Origin of the sequence: Curtobacterium sp. B18 (assembly GCF_000333375.1) — a bacterium.
Lineage (GTDB): Bacteria > Actinomycetota > Actinomycetes > Actinomycetales > Microbacteriaceae > Curtobacterium.
Map to the genome: position 1 here is coordinate 1 of NZ_BACZ01000292.1, position 493 is coordinate 493.

General features: G+C 60.9%; 1 protein-coding gene. It reads left to right on the forward strand.

Features of this window, described 5'->3' with window-relative positions:
• The coding region (locus tag I5E_RS23405; RefSeq protein ID WP_305791141.1) for a uracil-DNA glycosylase family protein at positions 1–376 on the forward strand (376 nt) is incomplete at its 5' end.
• Positions 377–493: the final 117 nt, after the last annotated feature.

A 493-nucleotide genomic window follows, 5' to 3' on the forward strand; every position in this document is an offset into this window, starting at 1 on the left:
TCTGCGGCGATATGTGGACCAAGCCGGTCTTGATCGACGCGACCTGATCCAATGGAATGCGGTGCCCTGGGCGGCCGGCGAAAGGGAGAAACGAAGGCTTACGAGACAGGAGATACGTGAAGGACTGGCCACCCTTCCAACTCTGCTTGCACTGCTGCCGAGATTACGCTGCGTCCTTCTTGTGGGGCGCGTTGCCCAAGAGGCTCGGCCAGTGATTGAAGCGATTCTCCCCAATCTGGCCGTTCTGGCCATGCCTCATCCCAGCCCGGCCAATGTCTGCACCAGTCCGAGTGTCGCGGTAGAAATCGAAGCAGTCCTGGCCCATGCTGCGCGCCTCCTGAGGAGAGAAGGCGTGCCGATCTCGATGAGAAACTGATTTCTTGCCAAACCGCGCTCCTGGGGGCGGCGGGACAAGCATGCGGCCAGCTTGTAGGCGTGAATGTCCGCAGGATGGTGTCCAGACGCGTCGAAGGAGCAATCCATCAGCGCAGCG